General features: G+C 66.4%; 19 protein-coding genes. 14 read left to right on the plus strand and 5 right to left on the minus strand.

Annotated elements, in window-relative coordinates; all coding sequences use genetic code 11:
* Window positions 1-29: 29 nt before the first annotated feature.
* Window positions 30-362, minus strand: coding sequence for a hypothetical protein (locus tag ACXJJ8_RS13030; protein ID WP_499030775.1), 333 nt, complete (start codon window positions 360-362; stop codon window positions 30-32).
* A 149-nt stretch (window positions 363-511) separates the two neighbouring features.
* Here ACXJJ8_RS13030 and ACXJJ8_RS13035 point away from each other — a divergent pair, with 149 nt between their 5' ends.
* From ACXJJ8_RS13035 to ACXJJ8_RS13050, 4 genes are read left to right on the plus strand one after another with little or no spacing between them, the layout of a single operon-like run.
* On the plus strand, window positions 512-1,147 hold the full coding sequence (locus ACXJJ8_RS13035; protein WP_499030778.1) for an RNA polymerase sigma factor: 636 nt from the start codon (window positions 512-514) through the stop codon (window positions 1,145-1,147).
* On the plus strand, window positions 1,144-1,629 hold the full coding sequence (locus ACXJJ8_RS13040) for a hypothetical protein (protein WP_499030780.1): 486 nt from the start codon (window positions 1,144-1,146) through the stop codon (window positions 1,627-1,629). Before ACXJJ8_RS13035 ends, ACXJJ8_RS13040 begins: the two co-directional genes overlap by 4 nt.
* 10 nt (window positions 1,630-1,639) lie before the next feature.
* Window positions 1,640-2,680, plus strand: coding sequence for a class I SAM-dependent methyltransferase (locus ACXJJ8_RS13045; RefSeq protein ID WP_499030783.1), 1,041 nt, complete (start codon window positions 1,640-1,642; stop codon window positions 2,678-2,680).
* Window positions 2,677-3,375 carry a pseudouridine synthase gene (locus ACXJJ8_RS13050; protein WP_499030785.1) on the plus strand — a complete coding sequence of 233 codons (699 nt, stop codon included), beginning with the start codon at window positions 2,677-2,679 and terminating at the stop codon, window positions 3,373-3,375. Before ACXJJ8_RS13045 ends, ACXJJ8_RS13050 begins: the two co-directional genes overlap by 4 nt.
* Here ACXJJ8_RS13050 and ACXJJ8_RS13055 read toward each other — a convergent pair.
* Window positions 3,372-3,905 carry a DUF1415 domain-containing protein gene (locus tag ACXJJ8_RS13055; protein ID WP_499030788.1) on the minus strand — a complete coding sequence of 178 codons (534 nt, stop codon included), beginning with the start codon at window positions 3,903-3,905 and terminating at the stop codon, window positions 3,372-3,374. The genes ACXJJ8_RS13050 and ACXJJ8_RS13055 overlap by 4 nt on opposite strands.
* Window positions 3,906-3,914: 9 nt before the next feature.
* On the minus strand, window positions 3,915-4,658 hold the full coding sequence (locus tag ACXJJ8_RS13060) for a DNA-formamidopyrimidine glycosylase family protein (protein WP_499030790.1): 744 nt from the start codon (window positions 4,656-4,658) through the stop codon (window positions 3,915-3,917).
* Between the two features lie 77 nt (window positions 4,659-4,735).
* Here ACXJJ8_RS13060 and ACXJJ8_RS13065 point away from each other — a divergent pair, with 77 nt between their 5' ends.
* Window positions 4,736-5,632 carry a DMT family transporter gene (locus ACXJJ8_RS13065; RefSeq protein ID WP_499030793.1) on the plus strand — a complete coding sequence of 299 codons (897 nt, stop codon included), beginning with the start codon at window positions 4,736-4,738 and terminating at the stop codon, window positions 5,630-5,632.
* A gap of 57 nt (window positions 5,633-5,689) precedes the next feature.
* Here the strand turns inward: ACXJJ8_RS13065 and ACXJJ8_RS13070 are convergent, their stop codons facing one another.
* Window positions 5,690-6,337, minus strand: a complete 648-nt coding sequence (locus ACXJJ8_RS13070; protein WP_499030795.1) for an OmpW/AlkL family protein — start codon at window positions 6,335-6,337, stop codon at window positions 5,690-5,692.
* Between the two features lie 191 nt (window positions 6,338-6,528).
* Entirely contained in the window at window positions 6,529-6,792 is a 264-nt protein-coding gene (locus tag ACXJJ8_RS13075) for a hypothetical protein (protein ID WP_499030797.1), read from the minus strand.
* A gap of 183 nt (window positions 6,793-6,975) precedes the next feature.
* On the opposite strand from ACXJJ8_RS13075, the gene ACXJJ8_RS13080 reads away from it, so the two are divergent.
* From ACXJJ8_RS13080 to atpA, 9 genes are all read left to right on the plus strand, one after another.
* Window positions 6,976-7,731 carry a DUF2884 family protein gene (locus ACXJJ8_RS13080; protein ID WP_499030798.1) on the plus strand — a complete coding sequence of 252 codons (756 nt, stop codon included), beginning with the start codon at window positions 6,976-6,978 and terminating at the stop codon, window positions 7,729-7,731.
* Between the two features lie 50 nt (window positions 7,732-7,781).
* Window positions 7,782-9,326 (plus strand): dihydrolipoyllysine-residue acetyltransferase, encoded by a 1,545-nt coding sequence (locus ACXJJ8_RS13085; RefSeq protein ID WP_499030800.1) that lies wholly within the window; start codon window positions 7,782-7,784, stop codon window positions 9,324-9,326.
* A 16-nt stretch (window positions 9,327-9,342) separates the two neighbouring features.
* Complete coding sequence (lpdA, locus tag ACXJJ8_RS13090) at window positions 9,343-11,154, plus strand: dihydrolipoyl dehydrogenase (RefSeq protein WP_499030802.1); 1,812 nt, start codon at window positions 9,343-9,345, stop codon at window positions 11,152-11,154.
* A 286-nt stretch (window positions 11,155-11,440) separates the two neighbouring features.
* Window positions 11,441-11,809, plus strand: a complete 369-nt coding sequence (locus tag ACXJJ8_RS13095) for a hypothetical protein (RefSeq protein WP_499030805.1) — start codon at window positions 11,441-11,443, stop codon at window positions 11,807-11,809.
* A gap of 27 nt (window positions 11,810-11,836) precedes the next feature.
* Window positions 11,837-12,664, plus strand: a complete 828-nt coding sequence (gene atpB / locus ACXJJ8_RS13100) for a F0F1 ATP synthase subunit A (RefSeq protein ID WP_499030807.1) — start codon at window positions 11,837-11,839, stop codon at window positions 12,662-12,664.
* Window positions 12,665-12,756: 92 nt separating this feature from the next.
* Complete coding sequence (gene atpE, locus ACXJJ8_RS13105) at window positions 12,757-13,032, plus strand: F0F1 ATP synthase subunit C (RefSeq protein ID WP_498979906.1); 276 nt, start codon at window positions 12,757-12,759, stop codon at window positions 13,030-13,032.
* Between the two features lie 93 nt (window positions 13,033-13,125).
* Entirely contained in the window at window positions 13,126-13,596 is a 471-nt protein-coding gene (locus ACXJJ8_RS13110; RefSeq protein ID WP_499030809.1) for a F0F1 ATP synthase subunit B, read from the plus strand.
* 10 nt (window positions 13,597-13,606) lie between these two features.
* A complete protein-coding gene (locus ACXJJ8_RS13115; protein ID WP_499030811.1) occupies window positions 13,607-14,143 on the plus strand; it encodes a F0F1 ATP synthase subunit delta in 537 nt (178 codons plus the stop codon).
* A 48-nt stretch (window positions 14,144-14,191) separates the two neighbouring features.
* Complete coding sequence (gene atpA, locus ACXJJ8_RS13120; RefSeq protein WP_499030814.1) at window positions 14,192-15,742, plus strand: F0F1 ATP synthase subunit alpha; 1,551 nt, start codon at window positions 14,192-14,194, stop codon at window positions 15,740-15,742.
* Window positions 15,743-15,751: the final 9 nt, after the last annotated feature.

Here is a 15,751-nt window from a genome sequence, read left to right on the forward strand (position 1 = left end):
CAGGGAAGGGGTTGGGCGCCAGCGACGGATCAGGCCGTCTGCATACGCTTGGTCATGAAGTAATACGCCAGGTTCCCCGCACCCGTCGCCACTGCGAGCACCGCGATCACGCCCGGCGTGACGTGGTCCCAGCCGCCGGCTTCGATCAGGCCGAAGCCCGCGCCGATGGCCAGCAACGTGACGCCCCAGCGCAGCGAGCTGTGCTTCTGGCGCGCTTCTTCGCCCACCATGATCGAACGGACGAGTTCTTCCGAACCACCGGCGCCGATCAGCGAACGGCGGGTACGTGCATCGACGATCACCTTGATGACGTAGGCGACGGCGACGAAAAAGCTGATGGGAATGAGGACTTCGAGTTCCATGGCGGGCTCCGGGTGGGTCTGGGTCGGGTCGTGAGTGGGGTGACGGAGCAGGAGATACCCGTGGCGCGGGACCGGTTGCACCCGCGTCGACCGTTCGTCGCCGACTCCGGGTTGCAACCGATGGCCCGTCGGGCGTATCTGGAACTGGCATGGATGGAGGCCGACCCCTGGAACACGACGCGCCCGCAACCGCGACCCCGCCCGCCGACGGGCCCGATCGGGACGCCGACCGCGCGCTGGTGGCGGACGTGCTCGCCCAGGCGCCGGGCGCCTTCGAACGCCTGGTGAAGCAATACCAGGGCCTGTGCTTCCACGTGATCCAGCGCATGGTCAGGCAGCCCGACGACACGCGCGAGCTGTGCCAGGACGCCTTCCTGCGCGTACACCGCTATCTGCATCAATACCGCGGCGACAGCTCACTGCAGGCGTGGATCGGGCAGGTCGCGTATTCGGTGGCCAAGCGCCACCTGGAGCGCAAGCGCATTCCGCTGCAGGACGCCGCCGACGCCGACGCGCATCAATCGCTGCTGGAAAACGTCGGCGACCATTTCGATCTGGAAGGGTCGATGGCCGACGCCGAATCCGCACGCTGCCTGCACGCGGCGATCGAAACACTGCCGCCGCTGCAGCGCACGATCCTCACGCTGTATCACCTGGACGAGATGCCGATCGGCGAGATCGCCGAGCTGACCGGGCTCGCCGAGGGCACCATCAAGAGTCACCTGTTCCGCAGCCGCCAGCGCCTTCGCCAGGTGCTGGAAGGACGCATGGGAGTCGCCGCATGAACACCAACCACAACGATCCCCGCAACGGCATCGACGAACGCGAATGGCAGGCGCAGGAACGCGCGCTGCGCGATGCGCGCGACGGCGTGCCGTCCACGGATCCGCTGGCACTGCATTACCGCAAGGTCGCCGATGCGTTGCGCGCGCCGCTGCCCGACGGTTTGCCCGCCGACTTCGCGTCGCAAGTCGCACGACGCGCCGAAGCCTTCGCGCGCGCGCCGGAGCCCGCGCTTGTCCAGTCCGCGCGGTCCGGCATGCTCGAGCGCAGCCTGCTGCGCGGCGCAGTCGCCGTGTTCGGCGTCGGCAGCGCGGTGGTCGTGGGCATCTGGGGGCCAGCGTGGATCGCGCCGACAGCGTCGTTCCTGCAACTGGATTCGGCCGCGGCCGTGAATTGGGCGCTGGCGCTCGGCGCGTGCATCGGCGTGACGTGGATGACCGATTACTTGCGTCGTCACCGGGAACAGGCCGCGCACGCCGCGTAAACTGGGCGGCATGTCGAACCTTTCCGGTCCGCGCGACGAAGACGCCGCGCTCGCAACCTTGTTCCATCCCTTAGCGACGGGCGCGCTCGCCTGGCCGGTCGAAGAGGGTGCCTTGTTCCTCCGCGCGCGCGATGGCTGGCCGCTGCATGCACGTCCGTTGCCGGGCCTGGTCGCCGAGCAGAGTTACAAGCCTGCGTTCGATGCGTTGCAGCGCTCGGGCATCGACGTGCATGGCGAAGACGTCGACGGCACCTTTGCGCTCGTGCTCGTGCTGCCACCGCGCCAGCGAGACGAAGCGCGCGCCCTCTTGGCACGAGCGCTCTTTCACGCAGGGACTTCGGGCACCGTCCTGGCCTGCATGCCGAACGACGAAGGCGCGAAGACCGGACAGGCGGATCTCGCGCGGCTCGCCGGCCACGTCAACGTGTTGTCGAAGAATCACTGCCGCGTGTTCTGGACCGGTGCACGTGCGATGGATCTTGCGTTGCTGGACGAGTGGCGCGCGCTCGATGCACCGCGTTTCGTCGCGGGCGATACGTTGTTGAGCCGGCCCGGCGTCTTCGCCTGGGACCGCATCGACAAAGCCTCCGCGCTGCTGATGCAGCATCTGCCGAAGGACCTTGCGGGCGAAGGCGCGGACCTCGGCGCTGGCGTCGGCGTGCTTGCGATGGACGTGCTCGCGCGTTGCAAGAATGTGCAGGCGATGGATCTCTACGAAGCCGAAGGACGCGCGCTGGCGCTTGCGCGGCAGAACCTCGCCGGACACGCCAACGTCGGCTTCCACTGGCACGACGTCACCCAGGGCCTGTCGAAACAATACGACTTCATCGTGATGAATCCGCCCTTCCATGCGCAGTCGCGCGCGGACCGGCCGGACCTCGGCCGTCGCTTCATCGACGTCGCGGCGCAGGCGCTGCGCGCGCGTGGGCGACTGGTGCTCGTCGCGAATCGACACCTGCCGTACGAGGCGGTCCTCGGCGAGAAATTCGCGCAAGTGCGCGTGCTCGCCGACGCCGGCGGCTTCAAGGTACTGGAGGCGGTGCGCGCATGAAGCTGGTCAGGCACATCGCAAACCTCGGTTACGGCAGCCGGAAGGAAGTGCAGTGGATGTTCCGCGAAGGGCGCATCACCGACGCTGACGGCGAAGTGTTGTACGCCGACGACCAGGTCGACCACGCCGCGATCCGCGTCGACGGCGAGCCGCTCGATCCGCCCGCCGGCCTGTTGCTGATGCTCCACAAGCCCGTCGGTTACACGTGTTCGACGAAGGACAAGGGCCGCATCGTCTACGACCTGTTGCCACCGCGCTTCCGTTTGCGCGCGCCCTTGCTGTCGACCGTCGGACGACTGGACCGCGACACCAGCGGCCTGTTGCTGATGACCGACGACGGCGGGCTGCTGCACCGCATCGTCTCGCCGAAGGCGCACCTGCCGAAGCGCTACGAAGCCACGCTGGCGCAGGACTTGCGCGGCGATGAAGCGGCGATCTTCGCCAGCGGCACGCTGATGCTGGAAACGGAAGACACGCCGCTGAAACCGGCGACGCTCGAGGCCCGGGATGCGCGCCATGCGAGCGTGGTGTTGACCGAAGGGCGCTATCACCAGGTGCGGCGGATGTTCGCGGCCGTGGGCAACCACGTGGAGGCCTTGCATCGCAGCGCGATCGGTGGATTGACGTTGGGCGACCTGGCGCCGGGCGAATGGCGCCTGGTCGAAGACGACGAGCGCGCAGGCACCCTGGTCTAGAGCGCTTCCCAACCCTCGCGCCCGAGCTTCCGCAAGGTTTCCACGTTCCGCTCCACGATCACGTCCGGGTCGGGAAACGCCTCCACCGCGCGCGACACACTGTCCTCGCGCAGCAAGTGCAACGTCGGCCAGGGCGAGCGATTGGTGTAGTTCTCGATGTCGTCCGGGCCGCTGTCGGCGAACTGGTACTGCGGGTGGAAGCTCGCCACCTGCAGCACGCCGTCGAGGTCCATCGCTTCGACCAGGGCATCAGCCTCGCCGAGGAAATCGTTGTAATCCGCGAAATCCTGCAAGACCTGCGGATGCACGATGAGCGTGGTGTCGACGGCCCCGGGATCGGCGTCGCGCAGCAACCCGAGTTCTTCCCCCAACTCCGCGAGCAGGGCTTCCGGCGTCGAGGCATCGCTCAACACCCAGCGCACCTGGCCTTTCGCATGCACGGCCTTCGCGAACGGGCACAGGTTCAGCCCGATGACGGCGCGTTCGAGCCAGCGGCGCGTGTCGGCGATGGGGTCTTCGGACAGTTCCATCGCGCAAGGTTACCGGTAAAGCGGCTGGCAGGTCTCGCACCAGAAGGCGCGGCGCTGCGCGCGGCCCAGGTGCTTGCGATACGACAGCGGTGTGCCGTCGCGCGGACAGGTCTTCTTCGCATGCACCTGCCAGTGCTTGCGCAACACGTAGGCCTTCTTCCATTCGAGGAAGTCGAAGCTGTATTCGCGCGCCTGCTTGATCATCTCGCCGAGCTTGCGCGAGGGCAGGGCGCCGACGGTGCTTTCCGGATGGACGCGGATGCGGTGCAGCACTTCGTTCTTGATGATGTTGCCCACGCCGGAGAACACGTGCTGGTCGAGCAGGACATCGGCAACGAGCGCGTCGGGATGGACCAGCAACGTCTTGCGCGCCGCACGCGGATTCCATGCATCGGCCATGACATCCACGCTCCAATCGTAGGTGTCGTCCAGCGGGCCTTCGATATATTTCAGCGAACAGGCGTAGAAGTTCAGTTCGCGCCCCTTGGCGAAACCCAGCGACAACCGGGGCGAGGCGTTCGGCTTGGCCTCGTCGATGCGATAGCTGCCGAAGAGCATGAAGTGCACGCGCAGCGCGAATCCCGGGAACGCGATCAGGAAATGCTTGCCCCAGCTGCACACGTTGCGCACCGTCTGGTTGCGCATGCGTTGCGCGTCCAGCAGGCGCGTGTTGCCGCTGACGCGCAGCACTTTCCGGCCGACGAACGACGCGGCTTCTTCGCGCAGGATGACGATGGAGGGACCTTCGGGCACGGCTGCAGGCTGCCGTGCGGCGCGTGGGCGTCGCGTGCAGGGTGGCGTCGAGGACGCCATTGCCCCAAGCTTGGGCGATGAACGCACAAGTGCACGCCGATCGCCGGCGCCAACTCCGCGCGATCGGCCTGATGCTCGTCGCCGTCGCGATGTTCGCGCTGATGGATTCGGCGCTGAAGATGCTCTCGGCGCATTACCCGCCCTTCCAGGTGGCGGCGGTCCGCGGGCTCGCATCGCTCCCCCTCGTGCTCGCATGGGCATTGGCGACGGTCGGGCTGCCGCACCTGTTCCGCGTGCGCTGGTCGCTGCACCTGCTGCGCGGCGTACTCGGCATCGTGATGATGGTGGCCTTCGTCTACGCGCTCAAATCCTTGCCGCTGTCGACGACGTACTCGATCTTCTTCGTCGCGCCGCTGCTGATCACGGCCTTGTCGGTCCCGTTCCTCAAGGAGTACGTCGGGCCGCGGCGATGGATCGCGATCGGGATCGGCCTGGTCGGCGTGCTTGTCGTGTTGCGCCCGACCGGGCAGGGCGTGCTGAGCCTGGCGGGCATGGCCGTGCTGTTGTCGGCGCTGTGCTACGCGATTTCGGCGATCACGGTGCGCTTGCTCGCCAAGACCGATTCGGTGCAATCGATGATGGTGTGGTTGCTCGCCATGATGGCGATCGGTGCCGGTGCGCTCGCGTATCCGGATTGGGTCGCGATCCAGCGCGAACATTGGCCGCTGATCGCAGGCCTCGGCGTCGCGGGCGCGTTCGGCCAATACGCGATCACGCTTGCCTTCAAGTGGGGCGAAGCCTCGCTGATCGCGCCGCTGGAATACACCGCGCTGGTGTGGGGCGTGTGCCTGGACCTGGCGTTCTGGGGCGTGTTGCCGGATTCGGTCACGTGGATCGGCGCGGCGATCATCATCGGCAGCGGCCTGTATCTGTTGCGCCGCGAAAAGATCCATGCGGAAGCCGAACACCCCTGACGTAAAAACCCCTCTCCCGTCCGGGAGAGGGGCTGGGTCCGGCGAAGCGGTGAACGCTTAGAAGCGCGCACCCACGCCGACACCGACGACCCAGGGATCCAGGTCGATCTCACCCGCGGGAGCGCCGGCCACGTTCGCCTCGGCATTCCCCTTCAGATACCGCGCATCGGCACGCGCGAACACCCGATCGGTGACGTTGAAATCCGCGCCGACCGTCGCGATCGCGCCCTTCGGCGAATCCAGGCCCACATGATTGCCGCCGGCCACCGTCGGATCGAAACGCTCATCGTCGATGTTCGACTCGTAATAACCCAGGCCGACGAAGGGGCGGATCGGCATCGCAGCCTGCCCGAAGTGATACTGCCCGCTCACGGCGACGGGCTGCTGCTTGAACGAACCGCGGGCGCCGTTCGCGAGATCGACGTCGGTCTTGATCTTGTCGGGCGTGCCCCACAACTCGACCGCCCAATGATCGTCGAGATGCCACGCGCCGCTCAGCGTCGCGGCACCGTTGCCGTCCAGATCGGCCGTCTGCCCGCCGATCGTGCCCGGATTCGACTTCGGCACCATGTGCGCGTAGCCGCCCACCACGCTGAAGTGCCTCGGCGTCGTGGCATCGGAAGTCGAACCATTGTCTTGTGCGAAAGCCATCGGCGTGGCCGCGAGTGCGGCGACGATGGCGAGGGTTCGATAAGTCTTGCGCATGCATTTCTCCACGTTGTGTTCTTGAGCCCCGGGGAGATGGGGCGAGGCCATGGTTGCGAGGCCTGCATGAACGACAACGGGAGCACCGTGCGCACGGCGCGAGATCGGTGGCGGAATTTCACCGCGGATGCAACTGGATGACGCGAACGTTCAGCTTCGCGCGCGGCGCACCGCGCCGCGCGACATCGTCCTCACGCCTTTTCGGGCTTCGGCGGAATGCCCTTCACCACGATGGTGTCGAAGATCTGCAGCGGCGGCTGCGCGCCCGGCACGATCGCGAACTCGGATTTCACCGCACCGCGCACGCCATGGAAGACGAATGCCGCATCTTCGCAAGCGAGCGCATCTTGGCCGGCGGGCACGGACTGCGTAGTCACGCCGGCACCAACGCCGCCGACGACCAGCAGGCTGAGCGCCATCACGCCACGCCACAGGACATGTTGTACGGAATACATGACGGACCTCGCACGGTGGCCGGGGGAGTGATTGCCACGTCAGGGAAGATGCGCCGTCTGCACCGATGGTTGCAGTCCCATGCGCCACCATGACGTCAGTCATGCCACCCACCGGCACGTGCCGTTTCGGCACGAGGGTTGCATGATCGGGTCCATCGACGAGGAGACGAACGGATGCGTGGCATGAAGCTTGCGTTGAACGGCGGCCTGGTACTGGCGCTCGCGGTGGCCTGCGGCACCGCGGCAGCGAAGGACCTGCAGTGCGATGTCGACAGCGACTACGAGCTCAGCGTCACCGACAAGTCGGTGATATTCACGCGCGACACCGGCACCCCGAAGGCCATCGTCATGCGAACCGGGCGCATGTTCATCGACGACAAGTGGGTCAACCTCAGCAAGGACGACAGTCAGCGCGTCGCCGATTACGAGAAGCAGGTGCGCGAAACGCTGCCGCTTGCCGCGCAAATCGGCCGCGATGCGGCGGACATCGCCTTCACTGCGCTCGGCGAAGTGGCCACCGGCCTGAGCGCGAATCCCGAGCAGACGCGCGCGGCGCTCGCCAAGTCGCGCGCCGACATCGACAAGCGCCTGGAGCATGCCGTCGCCGCGAATCGTTTCAACGGCAACGAACTCGGCAACAGCATCACCCACGCCATCTCCGAAGTGCTGCCGCTGGTCATCGGCGACATCGTGGGCGGCGCGATCTCGGCCGCGTTCAGCGGCGACCAGGCGCGCATCGATCGCATGAACAACCTCGACAAGGAGATCGAGCGCCGCATCCAGCCGCGCGAGAAGCAGCTGGAAGCGCGCGCCGAAAGCCTCTGCCGCCGCATGGAAGCGCTGGACGCCATCGACAACGCGCTCGCGTATCGCCTGCCCGACGGGCGCACGCTGGACTTGATCGACGCCAAGGTGAAGGTGCGCGAAGCGCACCGCTGACCTGGCGTCGGACCGGATCGCGCCGGCACCCCCGGCGCTTCCCACCGCCCGTGCCTCCCCAGCGGGCGGTTTTTTTTTTGCCGCGCGGCGCAGCGCGGTTGGCGCGCTGTCCCGCGACCGCCACAATAGACGGCCAACCTCCACGGAAGTCGTCCCCCATGGCCGGAACCCAGGAAGCGAAAGTCCCCGACATCGGTGGTTACGACGACGTGCCGGTCATCGAACTCCTCGTCGCCGTCGGCGACACGGTGAAGGTCGACCAGGGCCTGGTCACGCTGGAATCGGACAAGGCGACGATGGAAGTCCCCGCGCCCTTCGCCGGTGTCGTGCGCGAGTTGAAGGTCAAGGTGGGCGACAAGCTGTCCGAAGGCAGCGTGGTTGCGTTGATCGAAGCGACGGACGCGGCGAGCGGGAAGGCCGAAGCACCGAAGGCCCCCGCGGCACAGGCACCGAATCCACCCACGCCACCGCCGACGCAGCCCGTGGCGGAAACCGGCGAGAAAGTCGAACCCGTCGCGCCCTCGACGCAGCCGGACAACATCGCGAAGCAGAGCATCGCGGCCGCGCCGTCGGTGCAGGGCGCCGCGCTGGACAGCAAGCCCGGCATCGATGCCGAAGCGCAGCCGCCGCGTTCGCCGCCGGTCGCCTTCGACGCCGATGGCCTGTTGCCGGAAAAAGTGCCGTACGCGAGTCCCGGCGTGCGCCTGTTCGCCCGCGAGCTCGGCGTGGACCTCGCGCAACTGCAGGGCACCGGCCGCAAGGGCCGCATCGAAAGACAGGACGTGCAGGATTTCGTGAAGCGTGCGCTCTCCGGCGGTGCCACAGCGTCGGCCGGTGCCACGCACGCGGGGGGCGGCCTGAACCTGCTGCCGTGGCCGCACGTGGACTTCAGCAAATTCGGCGAAATCGAAACCAGGCCGCTCACGCGCATCCAGAAGATCGCCGGCGCCAACCTAGCGCGCAACTGGGCGATGATTCCGCACGTCACGCAACACGACGATGCAGACATCACCGACCTCGAGGCGCTGCGCATTTCGATCAACAAGGAAAACGAGAAGGCGGGGCTCAAGCTCACGATGCTCGCCTTCATCATGAAGGCCTCGGTCGTCGCGCTGCAGAAGTTCCCGACCTTCAACGCATCGCTGGATGCCAGCGGCGAGAACCTCACGCTCAAGAAGTATTTCCATATCGGCTTCGCCGCCGATACGCCGAATGGCCTCGTCGTTCCCGTGGTGCGCGACGTCGACAGGAAAGGCGTGCTGCAGATCGCGAAGGAAACCGCGGAGCTGGCGGGCAAGGCCCGCGAAGGCAAGCTTTCGCCGGCCGACATGAGCGGTGGCTGCTTCTCGATCAGCTCGCTCGGCGGCATCGGCGGCACGGCGTTCACGCCGATCGTCAACGCGCCGGAAGTCGCGATCCTCGGCGTGTCGAAGTCGTCGATGCAACCGGTGTGGGACGGCAAGCAGTTCCAGCCGCGCCTGGTGCTGCCGCTCTCCCTGAGCTACGACCACCGCGTGATCGACGGCGCCGCCGCCGCGCGCTTCACCGCGTTCCTGGCGCAACTGCTCGGCGACCTGCGTCGCGCGACGCTCTGACCGAGGAGATTGGCGCATGGCACGCACCGAAGTGAAGGTTCCCGACATCGGCGGCTACGACGACGTTCCGGTCATCGAATTGCTCGTCGCCGTCGGCGACACCGTGAAGCTGGACCAGGGCCTGGTCACGCTCGAATCCGACAAGGCCACGATGGAAGTGCCGGCGTCGGTGGCCGGCAAGATCGTCGAGTTGCAGGTGAAGGTCGGCGACAAATTGTCGGAAGGCAGCGTCGTCGCGATCGTCGAAAGCGAAGGTGCGGCCGAAGCGACTGCGCCCACGAAGACCGAAGCACCCGCGAAGTCGGAAGCGTCGACACCCGCGCAAACCGCGGCGCCTTCGCATGCAACGCCGGTCACGCCGTCGCCCGCCGCGCCCTCAAGCGGCCCCGCGCCCGCCGCCGCCACCGGCCGCAAGGCCGACATCGAATGCCAGATCGTCGTGATCGGTTCGGGCCCTGGCGGTTACAACGCCGCATTCCGCGCAGCGGACCTCGGCATGGACACGGTGATCGTCGAACGCTACGCCGCGCTCGGCGGCGTGTGCCTCAACGTCGGCTGCATCCCGTCGAAGGCATTGCTGCATGCGGCGGCCGTGGTCGACGAAGCTGCGCACGCGAAGGACTTCGGAATCACGTTTGCAGAACCGCAAGTCAATCTCGATGCGCTGCGCAGGTACAAGGACAAAGTCGTCGGCCAGCTCACCAAGGGACTGGCCGGCATGGCGAAGCAACGCAAGGTGCGGCAGGTGCAGGGCACGGCGAAGTTCGTTTCGCCGAACGAACTCGAGATCGTGGGCGAGAGCGGCACGCAACTGCTGCGCTTCCAGTACTGCATCATCGCGGCCGGGTCGCAGCCGGTGAAGCTTCCGAGTTTCGACTGGACCGACAAGCGCATCATGGATTCGACCGATGCGCTGGAACTGATCGACATTCCGAAGACGTTGCTCGTCGTCGGTGGCGGCATCATCGGCCTGGAAATGGCGACGGTGTATCGCGCGCTCGGCAGCGAAGTGACCGTCGTCGAACTGCTCGACCAGCTGATGCCGGGCGCCGATGCCGATCTCGTCAAGCCGCTCGCGGCGCGCCTGAAGAAGCAAGGTGCGAAAGTGCACCTGAAGACGAAGGTCGTTTCCAGCGAGGCGAAGAAGGCCGGCATCGACGTTGCGTTCGAAGGCGAAAGCATTCCCGAGCGCAAGACCTTCGACCGCGTGCTCGTCGCCGTCGGCCGCAGCGCGAACGGCGGCAAGCTCGACGCCGCGCGCGCGGGCGTGCAGGTCACCGATCGCGGCTACATTCCTGTCGATCGCCAGATGCGGACCAACGTGCCGCACATTTTCGCGATCGGCGATCTGATCGGGAACCCGATGCTCGCGCACAAGGCGGCGCATGAAGGGCGCCTCGCTGCCGAAGTTGCGAGCGGCATGAAGCGCGAGTGGGTCGCACGCGTGATTCCTTCGGTGGCTTACACCGATCCGGAAATCGCGTGGGTCGGCGTGACGGAAACCGAAGCCGCCGCGAAGGGATTGAAAGTCGGCGTCGGCAAGTTCCCATGGGCCGCGAGCGGCCGCGCGATCGGCATCGACCGCACCGAAGGTTTCACCAAGTTGATCTTCGACGAAGCCACGCATCGCGTGATCGGCGGCGGCATCGTCGGCGTGCATGCAGGCGATCTGATCAGCGAGATCGCGCTGGCGATCGAGATGGGGGCGGATGCAGAAGACATCGGTTCGACCATCCACCCGCATCCGACGTTGAGCGAGTCGGTGGGCTTCGCCGCCGAAGTGTTCGAAGGCACGGCGACGGATATCTACGCGCCCAAAAAGAAGTAAGCCCGCAAAAGGCGAAGCCCCGACGCGACGAGACGTCGGGGCTCCGGTGAGCCTGCCGCGAGGACCGACGAGGAAGTAGCGACAGCCTCGGAGTTCACTGACCGGCGTCCCCGGCAAAGGTTCCGGATGTCCGCGCGCGCCGTGCGGGCGATGCGTTCACCTCGCTAACTGTCTGATTTCCGGTGCTTCCGGCGGTTGCCGCCCGTCCGGCGTCGCTTTATACTTTCGGGGCTTCGCGGAGCCCTTTCAGGTCCGCAGCCTCCGTCACCTCCCCCGGATCACGCGCGTGCTGAACACCGTCGCCGCCGGCCGGCGGCTGGCGCAGCGCACGGCCGCCACGCAGGCGCTCGTGACGCTGGCGACAGCCCTGGCCTGCCTGATGTCCGGCCGTGAAGCCGCGCTCGGTGCGCTGCTGGGCGGAGGTGCGATGACGCTCGGTGGCCTGGTGGCCGCATGGAGCGCCTTCGGAGGTGGCGTGCAGGGAGCGGGCATGGCGCTTGGGCGCCTGCTGCTCGGGCTCGCCGCGAAGTGGGTGGTCGTGGTCGTCGGGGTGTTCCTTGCGATCGCGGTGTGGCACCTGCCTGCATTGGCGGTGCTCGGCGGTGCGGCGATGGCCGCGGTCGCCATGTTGGTTGCGACGAAACTTTGGGCTTGAGTGGCTTTTGGAATTTGAGGATCTGGCGTGAGTCCTGAAAAGAGCAGCGGTGGCCTGACCGAATACATCGTCCACCACCTGACGCACTGGAAAGTGCAGGTGTTGGGCCACGACTTCCACATGGATTCGTGGCTGGTCGCGTTGACCGTCGGCCTGCTCGGCTGCTTCCTGCTGTGGACGCAGGCGCGCAAGGCGACCGCCGGCGTGCCGTCCAAGCCGCAGGCCTTCGTCGAAATCGTCGTCGAATTCGTCGACAGCCAGGTCAAGGACACCTTCCACGGCGACCGCCGCTTCATCGCGCCGCTGGCCCTGACGATCTTCGTCTGGGTGATCTTCATGAACACCATGGACCTGCTGCCGCTCGACATCCCGAGCGCCGCGGTCACCGCCATCGCCGGCCACGAGACCGCGCACCACACCTACCTGCGCTGGGTGCCGACCGCCGACGTCAACACCACGTTCGGCATGTCGATCACCGTCTTCTTCCTGATCATCTTCTATTCGATCAAGGCCAAGGGTGGCTGGGGCTTCACGAAGGAGCTGTTCACCGCGCCGTTCCACGCGCACGGCACCTTCGCCAAGATCGTCCTGGCGATCCCGAACTTCTTCCTCAACGTCGTCGAATACCTGTCCAAGCCGGTGAGCCTGGGCATGCGACTGTTCGGCAACATGTATGCCGGCGAGCTGGTCTTCATGCTGATCGCGGGGCTGTTCGCCTCGTGGATCACCTTCATTCCCGGCGTGATCTTCAATTCGATCTGGGCCGTGTTCCACATCCTGATCATCGTGCTGCAGGCCTTCATCTTCATGGTGCTGACCGTCGTGTACCTCGCGATGGCGCACGAGCATCACTGAGGTTTTTCCGCGGTTCGCACCACCACCGGCTTCACATCAGTATTTCCGCTTCACCCTTCAAACCAACTAGTTCAGTCATCCGGAGATCCACCATGGAATTCATCGCCAACGTCCAGGGCCTCACCGCCGTCGCCATCGGCATCATCGTCGGCCTGGGTGCGCTCGGCGCCGCCCTCGGCATCGGCATCATGGGTTCGAAGTTCCTCGAATCCGCCGCCCGCCAGCCCGAACTCGTCCCGATGCTCCAGGGCCGCATGTTCCTGCTCGCCGGCCTGATCGACGCCGCGTTCCTGATCGGCGTCGGCGTGGCGATGATGTTCGCGTTCGCCAACCCGCTGCTGGCCGCCCTCCAGGGCGCCGCTGCCTGAGCAGCACCCGCGCGCACGCCATGACGGCGTGCGCGTCGCTGGACCCGGCGTCGCGGCATCCGGCCGCGTCGCCTTCGATTCGCAGGGCATGACATGAATCCGAATATCACCTTGCTTGGCCAGATGATCTCGTTCGCGATCCTCATCTGGTTCACCGTGAAGTTCATCTGGCCGCCGCTGATGAAGGCGATCGAAGACCGTCAGCAGAAGATCGCCGAAGGTCTCGCCGCCGCCGACCAGAGCCAGAAGAACCTCGCGCAGGCGCAGGACAAGGTCAACGAAGAACTCAAGGCCGCGCGCATCAAGGCCAACGAGATCATCGAGCAGGCCCACGCCCGCGCCAACCAGATGGTCGACCAGGCCAAGACCGACGCGATCGCCGAAGCCAACCGCCAGAAGGCGTTGGCCGAAGCCGAAATCGCCGCAGCCGCGAACCGTGCGAAGGAAGACCTGCGCAAGCAGGTGTCCGTCCTCGCCGTGACCGGCGCCGAAAAGCTGCTCAAGCGCGAGATCGACGCCAACGCCCACAAGGCGCTGATCGACGACCTGGCCGCGCAGCTCTGAGGACGCAACGATGAGCAAGGCCCTGACCCTCGCCCGTCCCTACGCCCGCGCCGCGTTCTCGCTGGCGCGCGACGGCAACGCGCTCGCCGGCTGGTCCGACGCGCTCGGTTTTTCCGCGCGCGTGGCGGCCGATCCGCAGGTTGCCTCGCTCCTCGGCAATCCCGCGCTGACGCCGGCCGACGCGGTGACGTTGTTGACGCCGCCGCAAGTGGCGATCGACGGTGAAACCTTCGCGCGCTTCCTCGCGCTGCTCGCCGACAACCGCCGCCTGTCCGCGCTGCCGGAAATCGCCGGGCTGTTCGACGAGCTGCGTTTCGAAGCCGAACGCGTCGTCAAGGCGCGCATCACGTCCGCGACGCCGCTGCCGGCCGCCGAGCTCGCCACCATCAAGGCCGCGCTGGTGAAGCGCTTCGGCCGCGACGTGGAAGTCGAGACCGCGGTGGACGAAGCGTTGATCGGCGGCGCGGTGATCGATGCAGGCGACGTGGTCATCGACGGCTCGCTGCGCGGAAAGCTCGGTCGCCTCCAGGCCGCGCTGTCCAACTAATTCTTTGCTAATCGCCGGCGGCAACGCCGGTACATCGGGAAAAACACCATGGCTACCACGCAGCTCAACCCGTCCGAAATCAGCGAACTGATCAAGTCCCGCATCGAGAAGGTCAAGCTCGCTGCCGAAGCACGCAACGAAGGCACCGTGACCTCGGTGTCCGACGGCATCGTGCGCATCCACGGCCTGGCCGACGCGATGCAGGGCGAAATGATCGAGCTGCCGAACGCGACCTACGCACTGGCGCTGAACCTGGAGCGCGACTCGGTTGGCGCCGTGGTGCTCGGCGACTACGAACACCTGCGCGAAGGCGACACGGCCAAGACCACCGGCCGCATCCTCGAAGTGCCGACCGGCCCGGAAATGCTCGGCCGCGTCGTCAACGCGCTGGGCGAGCCGATCGACGGCAAGGGCCCGATCGACGCCAAGACCTCCGCGCCGGTGGAAACCATCGCCCCGGGCGTGATCTGGCGCAAGTCGGTGTCGCAGCCGGTGCAGACCGGTTACAAGTCCATCGACTCGATGATCCCGATCGGCCGCGGCCAGCGCGAGCTGATCATCGGCGACCGCCAGACCGGCAAGACCGCGGTGGCGATCGACGCGATCATCAACCAGAAGCACTCCGGCGTTAAGTGCATCTACGTCGCGATCGGCCAGAAGAACTCCACCATCGCCAACATCGTGCGCAAGCTCGAAGAGTTCGGCGCGATGGCCTACACGACCGTCGTCGCCGCGTCGGCCTCCGAATCGGCCGCGATGCAGTACATCGCCGCGTACTCCGGTTGCACGATGGGCGAATATTTCCGCGACCGCGGCGAAGACGCGCTGATCGTGTACGACGATCTTTCGAAGCAGGCAGTCGCCTACCGCCAGATCTCGCTGCTGCTGCGCCGCCCGCCGGGCCGCGAAGCCTATCCGGGCGACGTGTTCTATCTCCACTCCCGTCTGCTCGAGCGCGCCGCGCGCGTGTCCGAGGACTATGTCGAGAAGTTCACCAACGGCGCCGTCAAGGGCAAGACCGGCTCGCTCACCGCGCTGCCGATCATCGAAACCCAGGCCGGCGACGTCTCGGCCTTCGTGCCGACCAACGTGATCTCGATCACCGACGGCCAGATCTTCCTCGAGACCGACCTGTTCAACGCCGGCATCCGCCCGGCCGTGAACGCCGGTATCTCGGTGTCGCGCGTGGGTGGCGCGGCGCAGACCAAGATCATGAAGAAGCTCTCGGGCGGCATCCGCATCGCGCTCGCGCAGTACCGTGAGCTGGCGGCGTTCGCGCAGTTCGCTTCCGACCTCGACGACGCCACGCGCAAGCAGCTCGAACGCGGCCAGCGCGTGACCGAACTGATGAAGCAGAAGCAGTACGCGCCGATGTCGGTCGCCGAGCAGTCGCTCTCGATCTACGCCGTCGACAAGGGCTACATGGACGATGTGCCGGTCGCCAAGATTGGTGCGTTCGAAGCCGCCCTCCAGGCCCACTTCGCGAACACGATGGGCAACGTCATCTCGAAGATCAACGAGACCGGCGACTGGAACGACGAGCTCGAGGCTTCGTTCAAGAAGGGCATCGAAGAGTTCCGCTCGACCGGCACCTGGTAATCGGAGACG

The organism is Lysobacter sp. P5_C4 (genome assembly GCF_054049695.1).

Excerpts from the sequence above, each read along its gene's own strand:
- ACXJJ8_RS13030 (WP_499030775.1), bottom strand. The coding sequence starts at position 362 with ATGGAACTCGAAGTCCTCATTCCCATCAGCTTTTTCGTCGCCGTCGCC.
- ACXJJ8_RS13035 (WP_499030778.1), top strand. The coding sequence starts at position 512 with ATGGATGGAGGCCGACCCCTGGAACACGACGCGCCCGCAACCGCGACC.
- ACXJJ8_RS13040 (WP_499030780.1), top strand. The coding sequence starts at position 1,144 with ATGAACACCAACCACAACGATCCCCGCAACGGCATCGACGAACGCGAA.
- ACXJJ8_RS13045 (WP_499030783.1), top strand. The coding sequence starts at position 1,640 with ATGTCGAACCTTTCCGGTCCGCGCGACGAAGACGCCGCGCTCGCAACC.
- ACXJJ8_RS13050 (WP_499030785.1), top strand. The coding sequence starts at position 2,677 with ATGAAGCTGGTCAGGCACATCGCAAACCTCGGTTACGGCAGCCGGAAG.
- ACXJJ8_RS13055 (WP_499030788.1), bottom strand. The coding sequence starts at position 3,905 with ATGGAACTGTCCGAAGACCCCATCGCCGACACGCGCCGCTGGCTCGAA.
- ACXJJ8_RS13065 (WP_499030793.1), top strand. The coding sequence starts at position 4,736 with ATGAACGCACAAGTGCACGCCGATCGCCGGCGCCAACTCCGCGCGATC.
- ACXJJ8_RS13070 (WP_499030795.1), bottom strand. The coding sequence starts at position 6,337 with ATGCGCAAGACTTATCGAACCCTCGCCATCGTCGCCGCACTCGCGGCC.
- ACXJJ8_RS13075 (WP_499030797.1), bottom strand. The coding sequence starts at position 6,792 with ATGTATTCCGTACAACATGTCCTGTGGCGTGGCGTGATGGCGCTCAGC.
- ACXJJ8_RS13080 (WP_499030798.1), top strand. The coding sequence starts at position 6,976 with ATGAAGCTTGCGTTGAACGGCGGCCTGGTACTGGCGCTCGCGGTGGCC.
- lpdA (WP_499030802.1), top strand. The coding sequence starts at position 9,343 with ATGGCACGCACCGAAGTGAAGGTTCCCGACATCGGCGGCTACGACGAC.
- atpE (WP_498979906.1), top strand. The coding sequence starts at position 12,757 with ATGGAATTCATCGCCAACGTCCAGGGCCTCACCGCCGTCGCCATCGGC.
- ACXJJ8_RS13110 (WP_499030809.1), top strand. The coding sequence starts at position 13,126 with ATGAATCCGAATATCACCTTGCTTGGCCAGATGATCTCGTTCGCGATC.
- ACXJJ8_RS13115 (WP_499030811.1), top strand. The coding sequence starts at position 13,607 with ATGAGCAAGGCCCTGACCCTCGCCCGTCCCTACGCCCGCGCCGCGTTC.
- atpA (WP_499030814.1), top strand. The coding sequence starts at position 14,192 with ATGGCTACCACGCAGCTCAACCCGTCCGAAATCAGCGAACTGATCAAG.